Genomic DNA, 21,776 nt, shown 5'->3' with positions numbered 1-21,776 from the left:
GAAATGTCTGTCGCCTATCGTTCCTCGGAAATACCTGCTGTTTTGATTGAACCGACCAGCCGGCGTGTTCGCCTGAAGCTCGGGGATCAATTCATCGCCGACTCGACTGAAGCCGTAGTCATCTACGAAAATGGCGTGCGCCCAACGTATTACTTGCCGAAGACTGATTTTGTTGGCGGCACACTGACAGCCACGGAAAAAACCGAACCGGCGCCACTGTTCGGTACGAAGGCATTTTGGTCGCTGCAGTCGCGGGGCGTATCGTTGCCCGACAAGGCATGGAGCTATGACGGAGCGAAGCTTGGACTTCCGGAACTAGCCGACTATGTGACAGTCGATTGGCGCTCTGTGCGCTGGTTCGAGGAGGATCACGAAATCTTCGGGCACCCGCGCAGTGCCTATCATCGCATAGATACCATACCGAGTTCACGTCTTGTCGAGGTTGTCGTCGACGGAAAGCCGGTAGCGCGTACCAGGCGGGCGATCTTCCTGTTCGAAACCGGAATGATTGCCCGTTATTATTTTCCAGTCGATGATCTGGTTGCGGGGACGCTCGTACCAAGCGATTACACGACATACTGTCCCTACAAGGGTCCGGCAGCCTACTATCATTTCGAACTCGGCGGCCAACGCCATGAGAACATCGTCTGGTACTATTCCGAGCCCTTTCCGGAAAGCGCCGAGATCAAGGGGCTGATCTCGTTCTATAACGAGAAAATCAATGAAATCCGTATCAGCAATGGCGAGGCATAATGCACATCGGCATTTCCATCACGCCGTTCGGCCATCATCCCGCCGCATGGCGAGAGAACGGGTCACCGGATACGATGGACTTCAAGCACCTGGCGGCGCAGGTCAAGAAAGCCGAGGACGGAGCGCTCGATTTCGCCTTTTTTGCGGACCGGCTGGGCCGACGGCCAATCGATGATCTGTCTCCGCAGGCAGTGCCTTTCGAACCGACGACTCTGGTCGCGGCGCTTGCCACCGTCGCGCGCAAAATCGGCCTTATCGCGACTGCTGCAACCAGCCAGCACGAGCCGTACAATCTCGCTCGTCGCTTTGCTTCGCTTGATACGATCAGCAAAGGCAGAGCAGGCTGGAATCTGGTGATCTCGCCGGAAACAGTCGCGCGCGAAGAGGAATATATCGACGTTGTCAGCGGGCTCTGGGACAGCTGGGAAGATGACGCCTTCGTATATGACAAGGCGTCGGGGCGATTTTTCGTACCTGGGAAGATGCACGTACTTAATCACGCGGGTGCGCATTTCAAAGTGCGCGGTCCGCTCAACGTCAATCGTTCGCCGCAGGGCAAACCGCTCATCTCGCAACTGCTAACCGGGGATACGCTGGATATCGCAGCGCGGTCGGCGGAATTGATTTTTATCGGCGCGCGATCGCCGGATGAGGCGAGGGCACTCGTGGCGGACATAACGCAGCGACTGGGGAGACATGCGCGCATGCGATCCGATGTCAGAATCCTCGCAAACGTGGTTCCGTATATCGCAGGGACCGCGGGCGAGGCACGGGAAATCCGTGACAGGCTCGATGCGTTGCCCGCCGCTGGGGAAAAGCCCGCCGGGCTTGAAGTCTTTGGCTCGCCCATTGGAACAGCGGATCGACTGCAGGACTGGTCTGAGACGTTCGGGATTGACGGGTTCATGATCCTGCCACCGCTTGTTACGGAAAGTACCCATGCGTTTATCGACGGCGTTATTCCGGAGCTCAGCAAGCGTGGTATGTTTCGCAATGCTTATATGGGAAGCACGTTGCGCGAGCACCTTGGTCTTCGGAGGCCGCCGCATCCGGCGAGCCGTTCAGCGGGAGCGTCGCGATGAGCCGAGCGAACTCTCGACAGATGAAACTCGGTGCGTTTCTGATGGCCGGCGGGCACCATATCGGAGCCTGGCGTCATCCGGACGCCGTTGCCGAAGCTGGCGTCGATATCGATCATTTCATTGGGCTGGCGCAGATGGCGGAGGCTGCCAAGTTAGACATGATTTTTGTCGAGGACGCTGCGGCAATCCGCGAGCGCAATGTCAACATTGCCAGCCAGGCCGCGCGCTCGACGGGTTTTGAACCGCTCAGCCTTCTGGCGGCACTTGCGGTCAACACTTCGCATATCGGATTGGTCGCTACCGCCTCCACAACCTATAACGACCCTTATGGGCTGGCGCGAACATTCGCCTCAATCGATCAGTTGAGCGGCGGGCGTGCAGGCTGGAATCTGGTGACGTCAGCGAGCGAACTCGAGGCGGAAAATTTTGTCTCGAGCGGCCTGCGACCGCATGCACAACGCTATGAGCGCGCGGAGGAATTTGCGGCAGCAGCAACCGCGGTTTGGGACAGTGTCGATGCGGGCGCTTATGTGGTCGACGGGAATGTCTACGTCGATCCCGGCAAGCTTCACCCGGTTGACCATCGAGGCACACATTTCACTGCCGCAGGGCTTCTCGACAGTCCACGCTCACAGCAGGGGCGCCCGGTGATGGTGCAGGCCGGCGCATCGGATGCTGGAAAAAATCTCGCGGCGCGTACTGCCGATGTCGTTTTCACCGCGGCACAGACACTTGAGGAGGGGCAGGAATACTACGCTGATCTCAAGGCGCGCATGCCTTCCTTCGACCGCGAGCCTGATGATCTCAAAATCCTGCCCGGTGTATCACCCATTGTCGGGCGCACCGAGAGCGAGGCGCGGGCAAAATATGATGCCTTGCAGGAACTCATACCCGACGAGGTCGGTGTTGCGCTGCTTGCCAGCTATCTCAGTGTCAAGGATCTGTCGCAGTATCCGCTGGAAGGACCTTTGCCGGAGATGCCGCAGACTGATGGTATCCAAAGCCGGCAACAATTGATTATCGATATGGGGCGGCGCGAGAACCTGTCGATCCGGCAATTGGCCAGGCATTTCGCTGGAGCACGCGGACACTGGCAGCTGATCGGAACCCCGGCGCAGATTGCCGACGAACTCGAAGAGCGCTTCTACGCCAAGGCGGCCGATGGCTTTAATATCATGGGGGCGCTTTTTCCGGCAGGGCTAGAGGATTTCATAATCCTGGTCATTCCTGAACTGCGCCGCCGCGGTCTCTTTCGCGAAGAATACGAAGGGCGCACACTGCGCGAAAATCTCGGAACCCGAATACCCGCGCGCGGCGCTTGAGCAGAAAGAACAGCATGCAACCCATTTACATTGATTATCTGAATGCCCTGGATATCGACGCCCTTGCGCTGACCGATGCAGAAATTCTGGCCGCGATTGAAATCTCGCTTGCGGCGCAGGGCAATGGCGAGACGGTGATCGAACCTCGGGTTCATCTTGAGCCGGATGCATCTTTTCACGGGCATTTCAATGTGTTGCGTGGATATGTTGCACCTCTGAATTTGGCAGGCGTGAAAGTCGTCGGCGATTTCGTCGACAACTACAAACTGAACTATCCGTCGGAATTCGGTGTACTCAACCTGTTTGACCCGCGCACCGGCGCTCCCCGTGCCATTCTTGACGCGACCGTTATCACCGACATGCGAACAGGCGCGATTACCGCGCTTGGTGCGAAATATCTGGCGCGCAAGAGCTCGAAAATTCTGGGTCATATCGGCGCGCGCGGCACGGCCTACTGGAATGTGCGGCTGCTCGATCATCTCTACGATTTCGATGAGATTCGCGTGCATTCGCGCCGTCCTGAAAGTCGCGATGCTTTTGCGGAAAAGCTGTCGAACGATCTGGGCAAGGAGATCGTGGTCACCGATAATTGGCGCTCCTGTGTCGAGGGGGCTGATATCGTCGTCGAGGCTTCGCGCCTGCCAGAGCCGCAGCCGATGCTGAAGACAGAATGGATCAAGCCCGGAGCGTTTGTCGTGCCTTACGGAACGATGAGCGCAGTGGAATTGTCGCTGACCGACATCATGGACAAGCTGGTGGTCGATGACTGGGGCCAGTGCAAGAGCGGCAAGTTCGGCTCGCTTCGTGCACATGTCGAGGCCGGCAAGCTATCCGAGCAAACCCTGCACGCCGAACTCGGCCAGATCGTTGCGGGGCAAAAGACCGGACGCGAGAATGACGTCGAGACCATCCTTTTTTGGCACCGCGGCCTTTCGCTGAGCGATATTGCGCTTGGCCATGCCATGCTGGAAAAGGCCAAGGCTACCAATATCGGTCAGAGGTTGCGTTTCGCATGAACGCGATCGTTTTCAAAGGCTCGGGCACGACAGCTCATGATATTGCGGCAATCGCCCGGAAGGACGCAGCCGTCGCAATCGGGGCCCATGTTCATGACCGATTGGTGCGTGCGCGTGCGATGCTCGATCAAGCTGCCGCCATGGGTCAACAGATATATGGCCTGAATACCGGGCTCGGGGCCAACCTCAAGACGCCAGTAACCGAGGGTATCAACACGTTTCAGCAACAGCTGGTGCGCGGGCGAGGCATGGGCGTTGGCCCGTCATTGCCGCGCGATGAAACCCGCGCCGTCATGGCGGCGCGACTTTCAATGCTCGCTGTTGGTGGTTCCGGTATATCGCCTTCTGTTTTCAACGACTTGCTTGCTCTTTTGAACAAACATGTTCATCCGGTCTTGCCGTCGATTGGCTCTATTGGAGCAGGCGATCTCGTGCTTCTTTCAGCAATTGCCAGAAGCCTGATCGGCGAGGGCAATGCGGAGTATCAGGGGCAAGTCTATCCGTCTGGACAAGCTCTGGAATTGTCCGGACTTGCGCGATCCGCGCTTGGCCCCAAAGATGGATTGTCTCTGCTCAATGCCTCTGCCGTCTCGGTTGGCTGCGGCGCGTTGGTTGTCGTGGATACAGCGTCCCTTCTTGATTTTCAGCGTCAGGCTGCGGCCTTGAGTTTTGAGGCACTTGGCGGCAATCCACTTGTTCTCGCGCCCGCCATCCAACGCGCCCGGCAGGCTGCCGGGCAGGCCGAAGAGGCGGAAAAACTTCTGGCTCTGCTTGAAGGTTCCTCGCTTTTCGGAGCCCAGGCGGCCATCCAGGATCCGCTGAGCCTGCGTTGCGTTGCCTCTATCCAAGGCGCGCTTGCCCAGGCAGTGAAATCCGCGACAGAGGCAGTCGAGATTGAACTCAACGCGGCCGCGGACAATCCACTGGTGATCGTCGATGAAGGCCGCGTGTTGTCGACAGGTAATTTTCACACTCCGTCCTTGGCTCTGGCTTTCGAGACCCTGGGCCTCGCTATCGCGCAGGCAGCGCTGGCAAGTGCCGCACGGTTCATTCAGCTGACGGGATCAGGACGCAACGGCCTACCGCGCTATCTTACGCCTCTTGGCGGCGCCTCGGCCGGATTTGTGCCGCTGCAGAAGACGGTGGCGGCGCTCGCCGGCCGGATACGGCACCAGGCAAACCCGGTGCTGCTGGACTTCCTGCCGGTCTCCGAAGGTGTCGAAGATCACGCGACGCAGACGCCGCTTGCCGTGGCGAAGTGCGCAGAAATTATTGGTTTGTGGAGCCACGTCATTGCATGCGAGATGCTGGCTGCTGCGCAGGGGATTGATTTCAAACCCGGCCATCGATGCGGTGATGGCACGTCGGAAGTCTATGGTTTTGTGCGTGCAACAGCTTCGCGGCTCAAGGACGACAGAGCGCTCGGGGATGACGTTTCCGCTCTTGCAAACCTTATGTTGCCGCGCGCATGATCAATCACACCAATCGTTACGCTTTCAGGAATTGTGGAAATGCCGGAACTGAAGATCAGAACTCGCTCTGTTGGCGCAAGGGCCGTGCTTAAGGGCAGGGATTTACCGGTCGTCACATCCGAAACGGGCGGCGAAATCAACATCGTCACTTCCGTGTCGCAACCGGGTTTCAACCCGCTCGACCTGCTCTATGCCTCATTGTCGGCCTGTATCGTGCTTAGCGCGCGGATTGCGGCCAGCCGCTTGGGCGTGGCAGATAAACTTGAGGAAGTGCGGGTACATGTGACGGGCGAAAAAGCCCATGACGAGCCCTCACGCGTTGCCCGTTTTGAAATCAATATCGAAATCGATGGCGATCTGGATCCAGCAACGCGGCACCACATCGTTGAGATTGCCGAGGAAATCTGCACCGTCAGCAATACGCTGCGCGGGAATGCGGAATTTGTCACCAAGCTGGCTGACTGATCAGTCCAGCTCAGCTGCCTCCCGCCTTCTTGTAGGAATTGAGTTCGGGGTCGAGTTCGACGTCGACAACATTGGTGAATATGGTGGTGGCTGCCATAATGCCGGCGAATGCCACAAGGTTGACGAGGGTAGCCTCGTCATAACGTGCCTCGAGCTGCTGCCAGAGAGCATCGGACACGGCGTTGGAATCAACAATAATGGCTCTGCCGAACTCCATCAGCAATGCTTCGTTCACGTCGGGAGTGATGGTTTCCGGTTGGAATCCTGAATCGATCAGGGCGCGGCGGAAGAAGGTCGAGGGCACGAGCGCATGGTTCGCCTCGGATATGGCGAGGGAAAAAAGCCAAATAGCCCGATCCGGGATCGCGGGACGCAGCAGATCACGCAGCGTGAACCACTCGGCATAGATCCGGTGCGCGACCGGGGAGTGAAGCATTATACGCTTCATGTTTGTCATTCGACCGCGCCGCCTCAGTTCTTCATCGTGTTCGGCTCTAATTTCGGGCGAGGCCTCACTGTAGACAATCTGCGATATGCGACTCATTGGGTCCCTGCGAGCGATGTATTTCGCGCACTATAGGCGTTGTTAAGGGGCTATCAACCTATCAGTGGCACTTATAGGGTTGGTGCCACCTCAATGATGGGCGTCGGGGTTGCACCAGCCTTCTGATCCGTTTATCGATACATCTGATGTAAAATTCCTGGGGACGGCCTGTCTGGCCGGTGGTTTGCATTGTCAAAAGCCAAAGCTTTTCGAGTTGTGGGGGTTGTTGCCATGGGCGCCTTGATGGCTGCCTGCGCTTCGCCCAAGGCAAAAGTCGCCAAACGAACCCATGGCAAGGAATATTTCGCTGAATCAGAATACGGCGTGAAAGCAAGTCCGCGGGTTGTCAGTGATCTCAGGAACATCCCCCGCGGCGGCGGCCGCAACCAAATCGGGCGGCCTTATCAAGTAGCCGGAAAATGGTACTACCCCAAAGAAGAGCCGGGTTATATCCGCAAGGGCAGGGCATCGTGGTACGGCTCCGCTTTCCATGGCCGTCTGACCGCCAATGGTGAGATTTACGATACGACCCGCTTGACTGCCGCACATCCGACAATGCCGCTGCCGAGCTATGCGCGCGTGACCAATCTCTCCAATGGAAGTTCGGTGATCGTGCGCGTCAACGATCGCGGACCCTACCACAGTGACCGTGTGATCGATCTTTCGCAAAAGGCGGCGACCGTGCTCGATTATCAGCATACCGGTACGGCCGATGTGAAGGTTGAATATGTGGGCCGGGCGCCACTCGAAGGTAGCGACGATTCCTTCCTGATGGCCTCCTATCGTGGCCCGGGTGCCGCAGATCCATGGGGTCAGCCCGCATCTGGCGTCATGATCGCCATGAATGGCGCAACCCCGACACAGCGCGCACGGGTTGCGATTCCTGGAATGCAGCCACAGCAGTCCGCCGGCATCCAGGTTGCCAGTCTCGACGGCCAACCGGTATCGTTGAGCGACCAGGCGGCGCGCCTCGCCACACCGGCGCCACAGCCGGCCATGGTACCCACCGGCAATAGTGCACTGAGCTTTGATGCCGACATCGTTCCGGTTCTGCCCTTGATTGGTCCCTATATCGACGACAAGCCGACCATTCTGCTCGGTTCGCTCAAGGGTGGTAAACCAGCGGTATCTCCCTTCATCAGTTCCTATGCGAGCGAGCGGGTCGCAGACGCCAACAGCACATTACAGGCCACTACCGAGCTTCTGTCGCCGGAGACGGTTTCCACTGCATGGAAAGCCATGAACAAATTGCCGGGCGGCGTTGCACCGACGGCCGAATATGTCGATGTCGGCCTCTTTGCCGACAAGGCCGAGGCTGGCCGTGTGATGAGGGTGCTTTCGCGTCTGGGTAGAGTGGAATTGTCTGAGGTCGCCAGCCCGGATGGGCCTCGCATTGCTCTGGTAGCCCGGGCAAACACGGCAAAGAATACCGACGCGCTGCTTCTGGCTGCGTGGAACGCCGGAGCCGGCGATGCATTTGTCGTTCGCGATGACGGCAACTGATCTCCATTTATCAAAATGCCTTCCGACCCGGCCATTCCGTATCGCTGCCCTTGGCGTCGCAATAGTGCTTGCATCTATTGCCGTAGCAGGTGCGCAAGATGCGCTGTTCGACACCAAGGCAAAGCAAGCCCTGATGATCGAGGATCAGACAGGCACGATCCTTTATGCAAAATCGCCCGATACCCTGATCGAACCCGCGGCGCTTGCCAAGCTGATGACCATGGAAGTCGTGTTTCATGAGCTCAAGTCCGGCAAGATCACGCTCGCGACGCAATATACTGTCAGCGAAAATGCCTGGCGTACCGGCGGCGCGCCATCGGGTGGCTCCACCATGTTCGCCAAGCTCAAATCGTCGATCAGTGTCGGCGATCTGATCCAGGGTGTTATCGTGCAATCTGCCAATGATGGCTGCATAATCCTTGCGGAAGGCCTTGCCGGGTCGGAACCAAAATTTGCCGAAATGATGAACGCAAGGGCAAAAGAAATCGGCCTGAAGAATTCGACCTTTGTCAATTCGACCGGATTGCCCGACCCGCAGCAACGCGTTTCATTGACCGACCTCGTGGCCCTGGCGCGGCATATCTACAAGGAATATCCGGCATACTACCGCACCTATGCGCAAGACAGTTTTACCTGGAACAACATCTTCCAGCGCAACCGCAATCCGCTGTTGCGGCTCGATATCGGCGCGGATGGCATGGGCACCGGTTACACCGAGCAGTCAGGCTATGGCATCGTCGGAGCGGCGACAAGGAACGGCAGGCGCTATATCGTTGCGCTGAGCGGCCTCGCCAGCGACAAGGAACGGGCCGAGGAAGCCAGGCGGATCTTCGAGTGGGCGTATCAAGCATTCGAGGAGATCGATATCTTCGCCGAAGGTGAAGCGATCGGAGAAGCGAGCGTATTTGGCGGCGTCAAATCAGGCGTTCCGCTCAAGGCACATGAAAAGGTCAGCCTTCTCGTGCCTGTTGCCAATCGAGATCGTCTTAAGGCGCATATCATCTATCAAGGCCCTCTTGTTGCTCCGCTGAAGGCCGATGAGCAGGTCGGTACCCTGCGCATCTGGATCGGAGACGTCCTGGCACAGGAGACACCAGTCTTCACGGCGGAAGCGGTCGAGACCGGCGATCTGAAGAAGCGCTCGTTCGACGCTGTCTTCGAATTGGCCACGGGCTGGGTCCGGCAACTCAAGTTCTAAGTATTACTGCCTCGACCTTTTCAAACGTGGACGCTAGAACCATCTCAAATAGACTGAGACTCTGCATCGAAAGACGGCGACGAGCGTGCAAGGACTATTCATCACATTTGAAGGCGGCGAAGGCGCGGGTAAATCGACACAGATTGCGCGCCTGGCCGAATATCTGCGCGGGCAGGGCGATGATGTGCTGGTGACGCGTGAGCCGGGCGGTTCGCCCGGCGCCGAAGCTGTGCGCCACGTCATCCTGAGCGGTGCTGCCGAACCTTTCGGTCCTGCCATGGAGGCCCTGTTGTTTGCGGCAGCACGCAATGACCATGTCGAACAGGTACTCCGGCAGGCCGTGAAATCTGGCCGTATGGTGCTTTGCGACCGCTATATCGATTCAAGCCGGGTTTATCAGGGCGTTACAGGCGACCTTGACCCGGGCTTGATGCGTGCCATCGAACAGGCAGCCATTAACGGCCTCATGCCTGATCTGACAATCATCCTCGATCTGCCAGCTGAGGTCGGTCTACAGCGCGCCAACGCCCGGCGCGGAGCGGAAGCGGCTGACCGTTTTGAAAAGGAAACCATCGATCTGCATCGCAAGCGGCGCGATTCTTATCTTGCGATTGCAGCCGAGGAACCGGACCGGTGCAAGGTCGTCGCTGCAGACCGGCCCGCCGGCGAGATTGCCAAGGAGATTGCGACGGTTGTTGACCAATTGAAGGCAAACCGTGGGATTAAAACGAAGCGGACCGTCGAGGTGGCAAAATGAGCGATGCGGTTCTCGACGTACCGGCAACCCACGATGCGATCGACGGCGTACCTGCGCCTTCCGCCAATCCGGTATTGTTCGGTCATGCCGGGATAAGATCGTTCCTTGCGCAAGCGTATCAGTCGGGTCACATGCACCACGCCCTCCTGCTGGAAGGGCCGCAGGGCGTTGGCAAGGCGACCCTGGCGTTTCATATGACCGGGCACATGCTGAGGTATCCGGCAGAACGTGAAGCGCCATTGGAGCTTGCCGAGCCGGATTATGGCATAGCGCCTTACCGGCAGATTGCCAGCGGAACACATCTGGCTGTGTTGCACATCAGCCGGCCGGTCGATGCGAAGACTGGCAAGTTCAAAACCGCCATCACTGTCGATGAAGTACGCCGCGTCACGCATTTCCTCAATCGCACATCGCATGATGGATCATGGCGCATTGTTATTGTCGATCCCGCTGATGACATGAATCGCAATGCGGCCAATGCTTTACTGAAGACTCTTGAAGAACCGCCGCATCGAACGCTGTTCATCTTGATTTCCCATTCCTCGGGCAGGCTGCTGCCCACGATCCGTTCTCGTTGCCAATCGATCCGTTTCGAGCCGCTGGACAAGAAGGATTTGCTTGCAGCATTGTTGGCCATCAATCTCGATGCCCAACAGATGGCCGACGTGGATTCCCTAGTCGCCCATGCCGAGGGCAGTGTGCGCAAGGCAGCCTTGCTGCTGGCGTTCGGCGGGCTTGAGATTTCCGGAACGGTCGATGCCATCCTCGGCAAATCCACCTTCGACGTCCCAAAAGCGCATGCGCTTGCGACAGCCCTTTCAGGCCGCGACGCCGAAATCCAGTATGACCTTTTCCTTGAAGACCTGTTGGCGCGCATTGCCGGGAAAGCGCGACTCGGCGCGGAGCAGGGCGATGTAGTGCTGGCCAACCGCTGGTCCGGCCTTTGGAGTGACATGCAGAATGAGGCGAGGGACGCTGCTGCCTTCAATCTCGATCGCAAGCAGACAGTCCTCATTTTTCTGGGACGAATGCATCGCGCCCTGTCAGGTGCTCGATAGAGCTTGCCGGTATGGCAATCGGGCTGGACATGGGTTATGTCAGGCCACCCAAGATGCCGCAACAAAGACAAATCAGGTCACGCATGAGCCGCGAAACATTTTACATCACAACTGCCATTTCCTACCCGAACGGAAGCCCGCACATCGGCCATGCTTATGAGTTGATCGCGACGGACGCGATTGCGCGGTTCAACCGCCATGACGGTAAGGATGTCCTTTTCCTGAGCGGAACGGACGAGCACGGCATCAAGATGTTGCAGACAGCGAGAAAGGAGGGCATTTCACCGCGGGAGCTTGCGGACAGAAATGCCAAACTTTTCCGTGACATGGGGCATCTGTTGAACGCGTCATATGATGATTTCATTCGCACGACGGAAGAGAGGCATTACAAGGCTTCCCAAGCGATATGGCAGAAAATGGTCGAAGCAGGCGACATCTACAAGGGTGGCTATGCCGGCTGGTACTCCGTGCGCGACGAAGCCTATTACCAGGAAGAAGAGACGGAACTGCGGGCCGACAATGTGCGCTACGGCCCGCAAGGAACGCCTGTGGAATGGCTCGAGGAAGAGAGCTATTTCTTCCGTCTGTCGGCCTATCAGGATCGCTTGCTGAAACTCTACGCCGATAATCCGGGGTTTATCGGTCCGGACGAGCGTCGCAATGAGGTAGTCTCCTTCGTCAAATCCGGTCTCAAGGATCTTTCGGTCTCGCGGACGACATTTGACTGGGGCATTCCAGTTCCCGGTGACGAAAAGCATGTCATGTATGTCTGGGTCGACGCGCTGACCAACTACATTACCGCAGCGGGCTATCCGGACGAAAAGGCGGAGCGCTGGCGCTATTGGCCCGCCGACGTCCACATAATCGGCAAGGACATCATTCGTTTCCATGCGGTCTACTGGCCCGCGTTCCTGCTGTCTGCAGGCATCGAATTGCCAAAGCGCGTCTATGGCCATGGTTTCGTGTTCAACCGCGGCGAGAAAATGTCGAAATCAGTCGGCAATGTCATCGATCCGGTCTCGCTGGTCGAACACTATGGCCTCGATCAGCTGCGCTATTTCCTGTTGCGAGAAATACCGTTCGGCCAAGATGGCAATTACAGCCATGAATCCATTGTCAACCGCACCAACGCAGACCTCGCCAATGATCTCGGCAATCTGGCGCAACGTTCGCTGTCGATGATCGCCAAGAATTGCGGGGCCAAGGTCCCGCAGCCGGGCGCATTGATTGATGTGGACAAGGCAATCCTGGATCAGGCAACGGCGGCACTGGAGACGGCACGCGGGGCCGTTGGCACGCAAGCCCTGCACCTGGCGCTTGCGGCGATTTTTGGCGTTGTGGCCGAGGCCAATCGCTATTTCGCTTCACAGGAGCCCTGGGCGCTGAAAAAGACCGATCCAGCGCGCATGGACACGGTCCTCTATGTGACCGCGGAGGTCATCCGGCGTATCGGAATACTTTGCCAGCCCTTCATTCCGGGTTCGGCGGCGAAACTGCTAGATATCCTGGCCATTCCGGCGGACAGGCGGAACTTCTCTGATCTTGTGGGTGGTGAACTTGTGCCCGGAGCCGATCTGCCGGCCCCGCAAGCGATTTTCCCGCGTTACGTCGAAGCTGACAGAGAAGCCTAACATACGATGCTTGTCGACAGCCATTGCCATCTGGATTTTGCTGATTTTGCCGAGGAACGGGACGCCATCGTTCAGCGGGCGCTGGATCACGATATCAGGCGGATGGTGACGATTTGCACGCGCGTCCGGCGATTTGGCGATATCATCAAGATCGCCGAGCAGTACGAGAGCGTCTATGCTTCGGTTGGAACGCACCCGAACAACGCGCATGAAGAGCTGGATATAGCGGCCGACGATCTGATCCGGCTTTCGGAGCACCCGAAGGTGGTGGCGATCGGCGAAGCCGGGCTCGACTATCACTATGATTATGCGCCGCCGGAAGCCCAGATGCAGGGATTCCGCACGCATATCGCCGCGTCACGCGCCACGCAGCTGCCACTGGTCATTCATGCACGCAGCGCCGATGAGGACATGATTTCGACGTTGAGGGAAGAAACAGGGAAGGGCGCGTTCCCTTTTATTCTGCACTGTTTTTCCTCGGGTGCGGAACTGGCGCGGGTCGGGGTCGCACTTGGCGGCTATGTCTCCTTTTCCGGCATTCTGACCTTCAAGAATTCACCCGAAATCCGTGAAATTGCCCGTAACGTGCCGCGTGACCGGCTCCTGGTCGAAACTGATGCGCCTTATCTCGCGCCAGCGCCGCACCGTGGCAAACGCAATGAGCCGAGCTTCGTCCTTCATACGGCGGCGGTGCTGGCAGAGACGATTGGTGTCAGCGAAGACGAGATCGGCAAAATAACGACCGACAACGTTTCCCGCCTGTTCACCAAAATACCAAGGCCAGCAGATGCCTGACCGCTTGCGCTTCACCATTCTTGGCTGTGGCTCGTCTCCAGGCGTGCCGCGTATCAATGGTGACTGGGGCAAATGCGATCCAGCCAACCCGAAGAACCGCAGACGCCGTGCCTCCATGCTGGTCGAGCGCATCGCCGAGACCGGCGATGTAACGACTGTCATCATCGACACAGGGCCGGATTTCCGCTCCCAGATGATCGATTTCGGCGCGGGAAAGCTCGATGCCGTCATATATACGCACGCCCATGCCGACCATATTCACGGCCTTGACGACCTTCGAACCTTTGTCATCGACCGCCGGGATCTTGTTGATATCTACGCGGACGTAACAACCCAAAAGCGCTTGTACGAAGGTTTTGCCTATTGCTTCAAGACCCCGGAAGGTTCGAGTTACCCACCAATTTTGCGGCCGCATGAGATCGTCCATCACGAACCTTTCCAAATCAACGGGTCGGGTGGTGCCATTCGCTTCTTGCCACTGCCACAGGTGCATGGCGATATCCTCTCCCTGGGCTTCCGTATTGCCGATGTCGCTTATTGTTCCGACGTCAGCGCTTTCCCCGACACGACAGCTGCGCAGTTGTTCGACCTTGACACATTGATTATCGACGCGTTGCAATACAGGCCCCATCCGAGCCATTTTTCCCTTGAAGAATCAATGGATTGGATCAATAAGCTCAAGCCACGTCGAGCAATCCTGACGCATATGCACGTGCCATTGGATTATGAAACCGTGCTGCGTGACACGCCAGACAATGTCGAACCGGCCTTTGACGGGCTGTCATTCGAGGTTGAACTATGAGCAAAAGCGTCGAACGTGTTCGCCGGGCAGCCCATGCTGCCGGACTCGACATCGAAATCCGCCAGATGGCCGATTCAACCCATACGGCCGAAGACGCGGCAATCCAGTGCGGCGTTACCGTCGCGCAAATCGTTAAATCGCTGATCTTTCAAGGCGCTGATACCGATGAGCTCTATCTGTTTCTGGTGTCCGGTCCACGCAAACTGGATCTCGACAAAGCGTCCAGGTTAACGGGCGAGAAATTGCATCGTGCCGATCCAAAACACGTCCGCAAGCAAACCGGCTTTGCCATTGGCGGCGTCTCACCATTGGGACATCTCATCGACATCAAGGCTTATGCTGATGAAAGCCTGATGCAGTTTGATGTTGTCTGGGCAGCAGCAGGTGGCACTAACTTCGTTTTTCCAAGTGAGCCTATGGTTCTGGTAGAAGCTGCGAAGGCGCAAATTGCGGATATTACCGGCTGATTGGCCTGTTCAGCCATATGAAATGGTTCCATAATCTATCTTATGCGATTGTTGTATGGATGTTGTGGACAAGTCTGCAGCCGCTTCCCTCCATCATGTTCGCCACTGCTGACCTGGCCTAGTATTCGCTCATGAAACCCTCACGCGACATTACCCGTCTACTTGATATCATGACCGCACTCCGGACCCCGGTTACCGGCTGTCCGTGGGATCTGGAGCAGGATTTCAAATCCATCGCGCCGTACACGCTCGAGGAAGCGTTTGAGGTTATTGATGCGATCGAGCGCAACGATATCGATGATCTGCGCGAAGAACTTGGCGATCTGTTGTTGCAGGTCGTATTTCACGCGCGCATGGCCGAGGAGCTCAAGGCTTTCGATTTCGGCGATGTGGTACAGGCCATCACCCATAAGATGATCCGCCGGCATCCCCACGTCTTTGGCGAGCAAGCCGCACGCGGCGCTGGCTTGGCCAAGGGCATGTGGGACAAGATCAAGGCAGAGGAAAAAGCTGAACGCCGTGAGCGCCGGGCGGCACTCAATCTCGGCCTGGCTGAAGCAGATGGCTTCCTCGATGATATACCGCACGGCTTTCCCGCTTTGATGCGCGCCTTGAAGCTGCAGCAGAAAGCAGCGAAAGTCGGTTTCGACTGGTCGGAGGCCGGACCGATCCTCGACAAGATCGAGGAAGAAATCGGAGAGTTGAAAGAAGCAATCGCCAGCGGCAATCAGCAAGACACTGAAGAAGAATATGGCGATCTGCTATTCGCCCTGGTCAATCTCGGCAGGCATCTGAAGCTCGAACCGGAAAGCGCCCTGCGCGGCACGAACGAGAAGTTCCGGAAACGCTTTCACTATATCGAGCGCAAATTGGCCGAACAGGAACAATCGCTGGATGCGGCAACGCTCGACGAAATGGAAGCTTTATGGCAGGAAGCCAAGAAAACGAAATAGAGGCCGTCGCAATAGGTGGCTTACCTGTTGCTTTTGCTCACTATTTTCTCATCGAGCATTGCCTGCGAACTGACTGTCATGTCCATGGACAGCGTTATCGAACCGTCGTCGAGGTCTTTGCGCTTTACGTTGCTCGAATGCTGATAGATCCAATCCATCAGGCGCATTTGATTATGCTGCAGCGTGATCTTGACCTTCGTCAGCTTGCCGGCAATCCGGTCTTCAATCTCTTTTAGGAGGGCGTCGATACCCTCGCCCGTCATGGCTGAAACCGGAATGGGATGTTCGTCGCCAGTGGCGGCCGCGCTAAGGCGCTGAGCCGCCTCGCGGCCGGCAGCATCGAGCAAGTCAATCTTGTTCCAGACTTCGATAATGCGTTTCGCATCGCCGCGTTCAATCCCGAGGCTGTTCATGATCGCGTGTACGTCTTCGGCCTGTGCGGCGGTATCGGGGTCGGAAATATCGCGCACATGCAGGATGAGATCGGCCTCGACGACCTCTTCCAGCGTTGCCCGGAACGCGGCGACCAAATGCGTTGGCAGATTCGAAATGAAACCAACCGTATCGGAAAGGATGATCGTTTCGCCGTGTTCAAGCTTGATGCGCCGCAAGGTTGGGTCCAGCGTCGCGAAGAGCATATCTTCGGCAACGACCCCTGCTCCGGTCAAACGGTTGAAGAGCGTGGATTTACCGGCATTCGTGTAGCCGACGAGCGCGACGACCGGATGCGGCACTTTCTTGCGCTTGGCTCTGTGCAGCGTACGTGTTCGCACCACCGTTTCGAGTTCGCGTTTGATGCGCAGTATCTTTTCCTGCAAAGCGCGCCTGTCTGCCTCGATCTGGGTTTCACCGGGACCGCCAAGGAAGCCGCCACCGCCACGCTGGCGTTCCAGGTGGGTCCAACTGCGGACCAGACGGCCCTTCTGATAGGTCAGATGCGCCAGTTCGACCTGGAGAGCACCCTCCTTCGTCTGGGCGCGCCGTCCGAATATTTCAAGAATGAGCCCGGTCCTGTCGAGAACCTTCGCATTCCATTCCTTTTCAAGATTGCGCTGCTGCACCGGCGTCAGCGAATGATCGACGATCACCAATTCTGCGTGCGAAGCCTCGATAATCTCGGCAATGGATTCGACTTTGCCTGTCCCCAGCAATGTTGCGGGCCGCGGCGCGGAGACCTGTACGATGTCCGAATGAACGATATCGAGGTCGATGGCTCGTGCAAGACCCTCGGCCTCTTCAAGCCTGGCTTCGTCACTGCGCTGGAACTCATGCTGGTATTTGGGGCGGTTATTTTCGTCGGTCTTGCCGCCGTCATTGAAGCGTTGCGGCAAGATCGGCACGATGACAAGAGCGCGCGTCGGTTCCCTGGCGGTTTCGCCATTTTCGGCAATTGCGCCAGTTTTTTGTGCGTTACGCCTCGGTTCTCTTGTCAAATTTTGTCTCAGTCGCTCTCTTCAACTTCGAACATCTGCACGGGTTGGCTCGGCATGATGGTCGAAATAGCATGTTTATAGACGAGCTGTGAATGGCCGTCACGGCGCAAAAGCACACAGAAATTGTCGAAAGACGTGACAATTCCGGTCAATTTCACACCATTAATGAGGAAAATTGTCAGAGAAATCTTCTGTTTTCTGACTGAATTCAGAAAAAGGTCCTGAAGATTCTGCGATCGTTCAGCCATTGTTTTTGTCCTTTTATGCGATCAGCAAACGTGTCTCATACAAAATTCTGCGGCGGAAGCAAATCTTCTCTGCTCCAGCAGGAGGTGAAAAATACCGCTCTGTTAGTCCCCTCACTCTCCGGTTAACAGGATGGCGTTTTTTCCGCAATGTCAAAAAACGCTTCTCGCAAGGAAAGTGTAGTTGTTCCAGGGTGGCCATTTGCTACCGATTCGCCGTCAATCGCAACGATTGGCATTACGACCGTGGTCGCTGCCGTCATGAAAACCTCTTTCGCTTGTCTGGCCTCGTCCACTGAAAATCCCCGTTCCTCGATCTTCAATCCCAAATTTTTTGCCACGTCGAAAATAGTCGTGCGTGTGATGCCGCGCAAGATTCCGCTCTCCGCGGGTCTTGTGACAAGAACACCGTCCTTGGTGACAATCCACGCATTGGTGGCCGCACCTTCCTTGACCGTGCCGTCGGGATCGATAAACCAGGCTTCCTGCGCCCCCTCCTCCTTCGCTTGCTGGCGGGCAAGCACATTAGGCAAGAGACCGATCGACTTGATGTCGACGCGCTCCCACCGGTTTTCCGGCACGGTAATCACTTTAATGCCTGTTGCCGCCCTGGCCGCCGAAGCAGCGGGGTCGGTACGCTTCGCAGTGATGACGATGGATGGGGGCGTGTCCGCCGATGGAAAGATGTGATCGCGCTTGGCGACGCCGCGAGTAACCTGAAGGTAGACCAGACCGTTGCGTACCCTATTCCTGCGCACGACTTCCCGGATCACCGCCTGCAGGGCCTTGCGCTCCATCGGCCAGGCGATTCTCAATTCGGAAAGCGAACGGCCGAGACGATCGAGATGGCGCGTCATATCCATGATATTACCGCGGGCGATCTCGCAAACCTCATAGACGCCGTCTGCGAACTGATAGCCGCGATCTTCGATGTGGATGCCGGCTTCGGAGTGCGGGACGTACCGGCCGTTTACATAGGCGATGCGGGACATTGCCTTCACTCCTACTCGAACGTTCCGAAAACGATGCGCATCGGCGATTGAAGCGCAATACGCTTGCCAGAGTCCTCAAGCGTTCCGGTCTCGATATCGCGTTTGAAGATGGCAATGCCGCCGCCCTTCTGATTGGCGACCAACATGAACCTGCCAGATGGGTCAATGGTAAAATTGCGCGGGCCCAGGCCCTGGGAGGACGTCCAGCCCATCAATGAAATCGCTCCGGTCTCTGCAATCGCGTAACTGACGATACTGTTGTGGCCGCGATTGGAGCCATAGAGAAAGCGGCCATCAGCACTGACGGCAATCTCCGCACAGGTATTTGTGCCCGTGAAACCATCCGGCAGGGTTGGCAGTGTCTGGGAGATCGTTAACGCAGCGGTTGCCGAATTGTAATGCAAAACTGAAACGGTGCTGTTCAACTCATTGATGACATAGGCAATTTTACCGTTGGGATGGAATGTCATATGCCGCGGGCCGGCACCATCGGGCAATTGAGTAAACGGCGTTGCGGCAAGAGCAAGACTTTCACCCTTGGCCGGCTGTCTATAGGCCATGATCCGGTCGAGACCGAGATCGCAGACGAAAACATAGCGATTGTCGGGGCTCACAACGGCGCAATGACCGTGTTGGCGCCTCTCTGTTGGCAGGATGGCGTTCTTGCCTTCATGAGCTGCAGTGGCGAAAGCTGGATCAAGTCCGCCATCAGAACGGATGGCAAATGCGGCGACCGCGTTACCCGGACGTGCACCCAATTCCGCTACGGTGTAGTTGGATGCAAATATCAACGTGCCAGTCTGGTCGAAACCGAGATGGCATGTGGTATTGCCCAAGGTCGGCTGCATGTTGATGTAGGATAATGTCCCTGTCGCCGGATCGATGTCGAAGGCAACCGCCAGATTTTCATTCCATGCAGGAATTTCAACGGCGGCGTAGAGACGCCGGCGCTTCTCGTCAATCGCAAGATACCCCGGATTGTCGATTGGGAGATATTCACTTGCGAGCGTCAGATCGCCAGTCTGATCATTAAAATGAAAGACGCTGATGCCCTTTCCCTCACCGGGCAAGGCGTTGCGATTCTGGTTGCCGACAAAAGCGAATGTTTTTGACATGGGTGATCTCATGAATTCGGAGCTGTGAGATGGAGAGTCTCTCCATCGTGGGGAATGATGAGTCTATGCTTAGCGATCTTGAGTGTGTTCGCATAGGTCTGGAGATCGTTGCGTGTGACCGTCGCATGGTCCAGCGCCTCCATATGCGTTGCGATGATTTTTGTTTTCTCCGGAGCAATGCGGCAAACCTCGACGGTCTGTTCGGCGTCCATGACGATCAGGATGTCATCCCATTTTGCGCCGCAGGAATGGGTGACGATGATATCCGGACTTACGGCTTCGATTGTCTGCGTTACCGGAGGATAAAGTATCGTGTCCCCGGCCCAATAGATTGAGGGTTCGCCATCGGCTTCGATCGTGAAGCCCATGACCTGCCCCATCTTGTCAAGGACAGCTCCTGAACCGTGGTTGCCTTCACGGCGTTTCAGGCGGATGCCGTTGACCGTCAGTTCATCGATCAGCGGGGTCACGCCGGTGAATCCAAACGATCTGATTTTCTCCTCATCCCCCGGCTGGCAAATGAGCGGCAGGTGCTTGGGAACAAGGTCCTGCGCAACTTTATCGAAATGATCCGCATGGAGATGGGAAACGATCACGATCTCGACACCGGCAAGAATGTCGCCGGTAGCAACCGGCAGTTCCGTCATGGGATTGGGCGACCGGCCCGTAAAGGACGGCCGGCTGTGCTTTGGTCCAAAATCCGGGTCGATCAGGATCATAGATCCTGCATAGTCGAGTTTCAGCGTTGCATTGCGAAGGAGTTGCAATTTCATAGTCGGATCTCGCTATTGATCAGAAAAATTCGAGGCTGACGCGGAACATCTGTTCCACCTGCTTGACGGTTTCGGACGTGGCGAAAAGTACCACACGATCCTTCGGCTTAATACGCACATTGCCGTCCGGTTTGATAACTTCGCCGCTGCGGTAGATCGCTCCAATTCGCAATCCGGGAGGTAAATCGAGGTCGCGCAGTGACGCACCGACCATTGGTGACGTCTCCAATGCCTCAGCTTCAATAATCTCCGCCCTGCCCTTCTGCACACTGTGAACGGCGCGAATGCGTCCACGGCGCACATGCTGGAGCACGCGCGAAATTGTCACGGCGCGTGGACTGATATGCGCGTCTATGCCAAGCGACTTGCTCAAATCCAGATAGTCCGGATTGTTGATGAGCACGAGGTTTGCCTGGCAACCGAGACGCTTGGCCATGACTGCGGCGAGCAGGTTGACCTGATCGTCATTGGTTAATGCCACCAACAGGTCCGCATCTTGAATTTCGGCCTCGATCAGCAGCTTTTGGTCGAGTGCGCTGCCGTGCAACACCAGAGAATTGCGAAGGTCGTCCGCGATCACGTTGGCGCGCTTGAGACTTGACTCGATGACCTTGACTTTGGTTCTTGGCTGCCTTGCCTCGATTGTCTGTGCAACGTAGAAGCCAATATTGCCGCCCCCAGCGATAATGATGCGCTTTGCCTCCGGCTCCTCATGACCAAAGAGTGCAAGAGTGCGCTGAACCTGCAGTTTGGTCGTGGCGACATAGGCAATATCGCCTGCCCTCATCTGGTCGCTGGAACCGGGTATAAGCAATTCGTCGTTGCGAATGATTGCCATGACTGTAGCCGGCAGGTCTGGAAATAGTTCAGTCAGCTGAAGCAGTGGCGTGTTGATCAATGGACAATCGTCCAGGCATTCCACGCCAAGTACGACGATCTCATCATTGGCGAAGCGCACCACGTCGCTGGCACCTGGAAGGGCTATGCGGCGCAACACCATTTCACCAACTTCAAGCTCTGGCGAAATGATGACGTCGATCGGCATGTGATCTCGCGAGAACAAATCCTGATAGTGCGAATGCAGGTAGGCTTGAGCGCGGATGCGGGCAATCTTGGTAGGAACGTTGAACAATGCGTGTGCAACTTCGCAGGCAACGATGTTGACCTCATCATACAGTGTGGCGGCGATGATCATGTCGGCTTGATCGGCGCCTGCCGCCGCCAGCACATCCGGATGGGCCCCGTGGCCGACGAAGCCGCGTACGTCCAGTGTATCGCGCACAGCCTGGATGAGTTCCGGCGATGTATCTATCACGGAAATATCGTTATCTTCCGCGGCGAGACGCTCCGCTATGCCGTAGCCGACCTGTCCTGCGCCGCAGATGATCACCCGCATATTG

General features: G+C 56.9%; 21 protein-coding genes and 1 pseudogene. 15 read left to right on the top strand and 7 right to left on the bottom strand.

The window, feature by feature from the left end:
• Positions 1-3: 3 nt before the first annotated feature.
• The 6 genes from CU103_RS17035 to CU103_RS17010 are packed head-to-tail and all read left to right on the top strand — an operon-like array spanning position 4 to position 6,110.
• Positions 4-753 carry a DUF427 domain-containing protein gene (locus CU103_RS17035; RefSeq protein ID WP_162707087.1) on the top strand — a complete coding sequence of 250 codons (750 nt, stop codon included), beginning with the start codon at positions 4-6 and terminating at the stop codon, positions 751-753.
• The gene (locus CU103_RS17030) at positions 753-1,835 is read left to right on the top strand and encodes an LLM class flavin-dependent oxidoreductase (RefSeq protein WP_106665222.1); all 1,083 of its coding nucleotides are present in this window, start codon (positions 753-755) and stop codon (positions 1,833-1,835) included. Before CU103_RS17035 ends, CU103_RS17030 begins: the two co-directional genes overlap by 1 nt.
• On the top strand, positions 1,832-3,157 hold the full coding sequence (locus tag CU103_RS17025; protein WP_106665221.1) for an LLM class flavin-dependent oxidoreductase: 1,326 nt from the start codon (positions 1,832-1,834) through the stop codon (positions 3,155-3,157). Before CU103_RS17030 ends, CU103_RS17025 begins: the two co-directional genes overlap by 4 nt.
• 14 nt (positions 3,158-3,171) lie before the next feature.
• Entirely contained in the window at positions 3,172-4,173 is a 1,002-nt protein-coding gene (locus tag CU103_RS17020) for an ornithine cyclodeaminase family protein (protein WP_106665220.1), read from the top strand.
• Positions 4,170-5,645 (top strand): HAL/PAL/TAL family ammonia-lyase, encoded by a 1,476-nt coding sequence (locus tag CU103_RS17015; protein ID WP_106665219.1) that lies wholly within the window; start codon positions 4,170-4,172, stop codon positions 5,643-5,645. Before CU103_RS17020 ends, CU103_RS17015 begins: the two co-directional genes overlap by 4 nt.
• Before the next feature lie 39 nt (positions 5,646-5,684).
• Positions 5,685-6,110 carry an OsmC family protein gene (locus tag CU103_RS17010; RefSeq protein WP_106665218.1) on the top strand — a complete coding sequence of 142 codons (426 nt, stop codon included), beginning with the start codon at positions 5,685-5,687 and terminating at the stop codon, positions 6,108-6,110.
• 10 nt (positions 6,111-6,120) lie between these two features.
• Here CU103_RS17010 and CU103_RS17005 read toward each other — a convergent pair whose 3' ends face one another.
• The gene (locus CU103_RS17005; protein ID WP_106665217.1) at positions 6,121-6,654 is read right to left on the bottom strand and encodes a carboxymuconolactone decarboxylase family protein; all 534 of its coding nucleotides are present in this window, start codon (positions 6,652-6,654) and stop codon (positions 6,121-6,123) included.
• Between the two features lie 231 nt (positions 6,655-6,885).
• Here CU103_RS17005 and CU103_RS32800 point away from each other — a divergent pair.
• From CU103_RS32800 to mazG, 9 genes and pseudogenes are all read left to right on the top strand, one after another.
• Positions 6,886-7,551 (top strand): annotated as a pseudogene (locus CU103_RS32800) (septal ring lytic transglycosylase RlpA family protein); the annotation flags it as partial.
• Positions 7,552-8,125: 574 nt separating this feature from the next.
• Entirely contained in the window at positions 8,126-9,355 is a 1,230-nt protein-coding gene (locus CU103_RS16995; protein WP_210203775.1) for a D-alanyl-D-alanine carboxypeptidase family protein, read from the top strand.
• Between the two features lie 85 nt (positions 9,356-9,440).
• On the top strand, positions 9,441-10,112 hold the full coding sequence (gene tmk / locus CU103_RS16990; protein ID WP_106665215.1) for a dTMP kinase: 672 nt from the start codon (positions 9,441-9,443) through the stop codon (positions 10,110-10,112).
• Positions 10,109-11,170 carry a DNA polymerase III subunit delta' gene (locus tag CU103_RS16985; protein WP_106665214.1) on the top strand — a complete coding sequence of 354 codons (1,062 nt, stop codon included), beginning with the start codon at positions 10,109-10,111 and terminating at the stop codon, positions 11,168-11,170. Before tmk ends, CU103_RS16985 begins: the two co-directional genes overlap by 4 nt.
• Before the next feature lie 83 nt (positions 11,171-11,253).
• Complete coding sequence (metG, locus tag CU103_RS16980; RefSeq protein WP_106665213.1) at positions 11,254-12,801, top strand: methionine--tRNA ligase; 1,548 nt, start codon at positions 11,254-11,256, stop codon at positions 12,799-12,801.
• 6 nt (positions 12,802-12,807) lie between these two features.
• Positions 12,808-13,596, top strand: a complete 789-nt coding sequence (locus CU103_RS16975) for a TatD family hydrolase (RefSeq protein WP_106665212.1) — start codon at positions 12,808-12,810, stop codon at positions 13,594-13,596.
• On the top strand, positions 13,589-14,398 hold the full coding sequence (locus CU103_RS16970; RefSeq protein ID WP_106665211.1) for an MBL fold metallo-hydrolase: 810 nt from the start codon (positions 13,589-13,591) through the stop codon (positions 14,396-14,398). The genes CU103_RS16975 and CU103_RS16970 overlap by 8 nt, the downstream gene beginning before the upstream one ends.
• On the top strand, positions 14,395-14,865 hold the full coding sequence (locus CU103_RS16965) for a YbaK/EbsC family protein (protein ID WP_106665210.1): 471 nt from the start codon (positions 14,395-14,397) through the stop codon (positions 14,863-14,865). The genes CU103_RS16970 and CU103_RS16965 overlap by 4 nt, the downstream gene beginning before the upstream one ends.
• A gap of 131 nt (positions 14,866-14,996) precedes the next feature.
• Complete coding sequence (mazG, locus tag CU103_RS16960; RefSeq protein ID WP_106665209.1) at positions 14,997-15,818, top strand: nucleoside triphosphate pyrophosphohydrolase; 822 nt, start codon at positions 14,997-14,999, stop codon at positions 15,816-15,818.
• A gap of 20 nt (positions 15,819-15,838) precedes the next feature.
• Here the strand turns inward: mazG and hflX are convergent, their stop codons facing one another.
• The 6 genes from hflX to trkA form a co-directional block, all read right to left on the bottom strand.
• A complete protein-coding gene (gene hflX / locus CU103_RS16955) occupies positions 15,839-17,209 on the bottom strand; it encodes a GTPase HflX (protein WP_245448844.1) in 1,371 nt (456 codons plus the stop codon).
• Between the two features lie 50 nt (positions 17,210-17,259).
• Positions 17,260-17,499 carry an RNA chaperone Hfq gene (gene hfq / locus CU103_RS16950; protein ID WP_008129219.1) on the bottom strand — a complete coding sequence of 80 codons (240 nt, stop codon included), beginning with the start codon at positions 17,497-17,499 and terminating at the stop codon, positions 17,260-17,262.
• A gap of 122 nt (positions 17,500-17,621) precedes the next feature.
• Positions 17,622-18,488: a D-amino-acid transaminase gene (locus tag CU103_RS16945; protein ID WP_106665207.1), complete on the bottom strand. Its 867-nt coding sequence runs from the start codon at positions 18,486-18,488 to the stop codon at positions 17,622-17,624.
• An 11-nt stretch (positions 18,489-18,499) separates the two neighbouring features.
• On the bottom strand, positions 18,500-19,603 hold the full coding sequence (locus tag CU103_RS16940; RefSeq protein ID WP_162707088.1) for a lactonase family protein: 1,104 nt from the start codon (positions 19,601-19,603) through the stop codon (positions 18,500-18,502).
• An 8-nt stretch (positions 19,604-19,611) separates the two neighbouring features.
• Positions 19,612-20,376, bottom strand: coding sequence for an MBL fold metallo-hydrolase (locus tag CU103_RS16935; RefSeq protein WP_106665205.1), 765 nt, complete (start codon positions 20,374-20,376; stop codon positions 19,612-19,614).
• Positions 20,377-20,395: 19 nt separating this feature from the next.
• Positions 20,396-21,772 carry a Trk system potassium transporter TrkA gene (gene trkA / locus CU103_RS16930; RefSeq protein WP_106665204.1) on the bottom strand — a complete coding sequence of 459 codons (1,377 nt, stop codon included), beginning with the start codon at positions 21,770-21,772 and terminating at the stop codon, positions 20,396-20,398.
• Positions 21,773-21,776 lie beyond the last annotated feature (4 nt).

The organism is Phyllobacterium sophorae (assembly GCF_003010965.1).
GTDB lineage: Bacteria > Pseudomonadota > Alphaproteobacteria > Rhizobiales > Rhizobiaceae > Phyllobacterium > Phyllobacterium sophorae.
Note: the sequence above shows the minus strand (reverse complement) of the source record. Positions and strands in the feature narration are given on the sequence as shown.